3 protein-coding genes and 2 pseudogenes are annotated in these 4,428 nt (G+C 40.5%); all 5 read left to right on the top strand.

Annotation, left to right across the window (positions count from 1 at the left end; genetic code table 11):
* Positions 1-600 precede the first annotated feature (600 nt).
* Complete coding sequence (locus ACLD5M_RS06175; RefSeq protein ID WP_012913980.1) at positions 601-1,035, top strand: cytidine deaminase family protein; 435 nt, start codon at positions 601-603, stop codon at positions 1,033-1,035.
* 32 nt (positions 1,036-1,067) lie between these two features.
* Positions 1,068-2,030: pseudogene (locus ACLD5M_RS06170) on the top strand (winged helix-turn-helix transcriptional regulator); the annotation flags it as partial.
* 362 nt (positions 2,031-2,392) lie between these two features.
* The gene (locus tag ACLD5M_RS06165; RefSeq protein ID WP_410294654.1) at positions 2,393-2,803 is read left to right on the top strand and encodes an IS3 family transposase; all 411 of its coding nucleotides are present in this window, start codon (positions 2,393-2,395) and stop codon (positions 2,801-2,803) included.
* Between the two features lie 380 nt (positions 2,804-3,183).
* Positions 3,184-3,474 (top strand): hypothetical protein, encoded by a 291-nt coding sequence (locus ACLD5M_RS06160; protein WP_065189717.1) that lies wholly within the window; start codon positions 3,184-3,186, stop codon positions 3,472-3,474.
* Between the two features lie 35 nt (positions 3,475-3,509).
* Positions 3,510-4,428, top strand: a pseudogene (locus ACLD5M_RS06155) (hypothetical protein); the annotation flags it as partial.

Below are 4,428 nucleotides of genomic sequence, written 5' to 3'. Positions count from 1 at the left end.
GATGTAATATCAAGAATACAGATTGAGGAAATTATAAAAGAAGCAAAGCCTACACTCATATTTGTGGAACACGATAAGCGATTTGTAGAAGATATCGCTAATAAAATAATACAATTTTAAGTAAAATACAAATCCCAGTTTGTAGTGTCTTAGACTTTTATCATCATATGACATTCCCTTTGCCAGCTTCTTTCCTGCAACGAACGTTAATGCTCTTTTCTTGATGCATGGTTATCATCAGGGTAGTCTTGAAACATGTGAGACTGTCGTATTGATGTCAAGGGTCGAGGGGAAATAGTCGCGAAAGTCCAGTAATACTGCGGTTTTCTGGCAATCGGGCAAATTCAGCATCGGGCAGGACGAACGCTTCTCGGTAACTTATCCAAGGGCAGATCAGGTCAAAAAGTATGAGAGTTGAGTTGCCTTAATAGATGTCACTATGTTGAGTTGCCGAGTTAGATGTTGGGGTAGTTGTGGCTGTGAGATAGATATCTAATTCGGATAATAGTTTTCGGCAGGAAAGATCATGATGAAACTATAGTATATTCAAATAGGAAGGCCTATGCGATAAATTCAGGTATTTTAGGAGAAAAGGAATATATGGATATTTGGGATACAATGTATGAAAAGGCGAAGCCACAATTTCATCCGGAGGAAGTTTCTCCATTCATTTACGCACATCATGTTGTATGTGCAATAGAAGCTGAAAACGGAGAAATTTTCACGGGTTTCTGCATTGAGAGCTGCAGTGGGGTTCTTAATTTGTGCGCAGAACGCGTGGCCGCTCTTAATATGTATGTGAATAGCGGACAGACGAAGGTGAAGCGCTTTATCGCATTCCGTGACAAGGCACCTTATGGCGCGGGAAGCGGTATGCCTTGTGGAGCGTGTAGAGAGTTCTTTTATCAATTGAATGAAGAAAATGAAAAAATGGAGATTATGGAGGACTTTGAACAGCGGAAGACTGTTACATTGAAGGAGCTCCTGCCAAATTGGTGGGGCAAAGATAGATATGCTGAAGCGAAAGCAAAATGACCGTCCCGCTTGTATAGACAAATCAAGTCTCCCATACTGCCATCCCGGTTTCAAGCCTTCGCCATGATCTTATGGATCGAGCAAGGAGAATGACGAGAGTGAATACTGAGCACCATCCGTGGATTGACATGACGGATGAGGAGATGCTCAGAAGCTGTGGGCTTATACTTGAGGATCCGGAAACAAACAAAGAAGGTATCACACTTGCGGCAATCTTGCTCTTTGGTACGGATAACCGTATCATGTCCGTGTTACCTCAGCATAAGACAGACGCTATTTTCAGAGTGTTCAATGTTGATCGTTATGATGACAGGGATGTGGTGATCACAAACCTGATTGAAAGTTATGATCGTCTGATGGAATTTGGAAAGAAGCATCTGAATGATGTTTTTACATTGGATGGTGTCCAGCGGATAAGCGCCAGAGATAAAATCCTGCGTGAGATTATTTCCAATTTGTTGATGCACCGTGATTTTTCCAGTGGATATGTACCGAAGCTTGTCATTGAACGGGATAAGATTACAACAGAGAATGCGAACCTTGCGCATGGGCACGGAAACTTGAATCTGAACACATTCAAGCCATTTGCAAAGAATCCGCCGATAGCAAAAGTGTTCCGTGAGATAGGTCTTGCTGACGAACTGGGAAGCGGTATGCGCAACAGCTATAAATACACGAAGATGTATTCGGGTGGGGAGCCTGTCTTTACAGAGGCAGATGTTTTTACGACAGTGATTCCTCTTTCTGAGGCTGCAACGGCTACAGTTGGACCGACTACCCAAGGTACTATGCAAGCTGAACTGAGCGAAAGAGATAAGACGTTAGTTAATCTATTACTGAAGCATCCGGATCATACACAAGCAAAGATTGCGAATGAATTAAACTGGGATGTTAATACTGTGAAATATTATATGAACAAGCTAAAGAAGAATTCCGTAATTATACGCCACGGGACAAGTCAGAACGGCTATTGGGAAGTTATTTATAAGAATTGAGATAATAATATATTCATCTGCATTTTAAGGCACTCCAAAGCGCACTTATAGATCAAGCCAAAGTGCTAAAACGCCAAGATGACGTTTTAAGTGGCGTTTTGAATGATGTTTTGGCTGTATGAGGGAAGATATCAACGCTCTAGGGTTGAGTGCACAGGATGTTAACGTTAAAAAGTGCACACACTTTGCACCCAGGCTGTGAATTGGGAAAATTTACTCAGAAGGAAATGTACTGTGTTGTATGGTGGTGGGAGAGAGAAGCGTGGTTTGGTAGAAAAGGTGTTTTTAATCATAGTAAAGATAAAATTTGGATTTCTACCACAGAAAAAATTGAGTTTTCAGAGAAACGCTCAACAAATTGAATGACATATGTAGATGAACGTCGAATGGAAATAACGTGCGGAGAAGCTCCTTATTTAGTTAGTCGTTATAATGCAACAACTGGCAAAATAATTCCACTTAAGCAACGTATTGGTCTTTTAGAGCGCAAGATTAGAGTAGTTAAAGAGAATAGTAATAATGAAACAGATTGGCTCAAATGGTCTAAACATGCATTTTTGAATCTATTTATGGTTTTTAATATCAAGGAGATAGTCTTCTTCTGGCAAGAGAAAACCTTCTTGCAACATAGCTGGGATAGTACAGAAGAATTACGTCAAGCTATTCATACTTATATTGATTTTTACAACAATCACAGAATTAAAATGGGGCTTAAAAGACAATTATGGAACATCGTGCTATGGTTGCACAAAATGTCTAAAAAATTGTCCTAAGCTCCTTTGGTTCGATAATTGACATTCTTATTGCACTTGTTATATGTGTATTGGTGTTCTTTATTGCAAGAAGTCTTATTCGATATGCGCATTCTCTTAAGAAAGACGATACGTCATCTAAGCAGTCTGCAGAAGATAAAAGAATAGCGTTACAGGACTTATAAAACACAAAAATAACAACGAAACAGCACTATATGTCACAGATTAACCGCCTACTTACATCGCTGCGCAAAGGTTCGTCCAAGTACTCGATTGAAATAGGTCCAAGTACTCGATTAAAAAACGCCCTTAACATTTCTTGTTGACGCAACAAACAAATAAATCTATCATGTTAGTGGGAGACACATTGCCCCCCTCAACAAATAAGTTGGAGGTTTACGATGAAGAAAATTTCACGTATTGCATCGACAGTAGTGTTAGCAATTTCCATGGCATTAGTTCCATGCGGCATTGCTGCAGCTGAAACTGTTTACTATAAAGGAACTCCTGTCAACTGGGAACATGGTCGTTGGTTGGCAGTTTATAGTTACTCGCACGTGCAGACTCACAAGTATACGCATGCTGCCGGCGCTAATGATGTATTTTCTGGCTGGAAAAAGCCTGGAGAATTAGCAAATGCTACAGCCTTTGTAGGCACTGGTCGTGCTACTGCCTATTGGGATTGCAAATAATCTGTATGTATGAATAACTTATCATAGGGGATGCGATGTCTCGATTGTTGCGTTCATTGTCATGCGCACTTGTTCTTCTGCTTGCATTATTTGCATCGCTGTTAGGTTTGACAAAAATGAACGACTCCTTGGGTGATTGTATTGCTATATATCCACAAACGAGTCGCCTTTTTTCATTGCGCGGTGTGACAGAAGACAAAGCTGATCAAATTTATGCATTACTCAAGAATACTGTTGCTCAGCATAATGCTTTTGTGGTTCGTAATGATATGCGCTTGGCAGCGAGTGATGCTGGTGTAGATGGTTTTGAGCTTGGCATATTTGGCAATCCTCGAGGTAAAGAAGACCTTATTACCTTGTCATATCTCGGAACGCCGATTCTGACATCGCATGCCTTTACGCAATTATTGCACAGCGAAAGTAGCAAAACGCTTGGACTTGATATGGCAAAAGCAGATATGCTTGCTGATCTGCCCACTATTTCCATTGAGGGTTCGCGTTTAGTTGTTCGTCAATTAGATGCCCTCGTCGACAATAGTAAAACAAAGCTTGGCGATTACAGGATTGTGGGACTTTCCAATCGAGACTACCATGCATTAGTTACTCAAGCTGCTCGCATCGCTGGTACAACCTATCAAGATTTTCAACGTGGAAAATCTGGAATAGCACGATCCAATAGTTTTAATCAACTTACTTTTATTATTGTCTGCATTGTAACAGTGTTGCTTCTTGGAATTACGATAATCGCTGATGGATATCTTTCGTATAGAACATTGGGAAGCTACTTATTGTTGGGTTGGTCGCGTTCATCGTTTGCTTTGCGTCATCTTATGCCGATACTTGTTTCAGCACTCGCTGTATATCCTCTTGTTTGTATCGTGATGAGTTTATTTACTCACGGATTTATATGGAATATTCAATTGTTAATGCAGGCACTGATTATAGCGTTGCCAG

This window comes from Gardnerella sp. Marseille-Q9185 (assembly GCF_046508745.1).
GTDB lineage: Bacteria > Actinomycetota > Actinomycetes > Actinomycetales > Bifidobacteriaceae > Bifidobacterium > Bifidobacterium greenwoodii.
The sequence above is the reverse complement of the archived record's forward strand: the minus strand, read 5'-3'. Positions and strand labels throughout refer to the sequence as shown.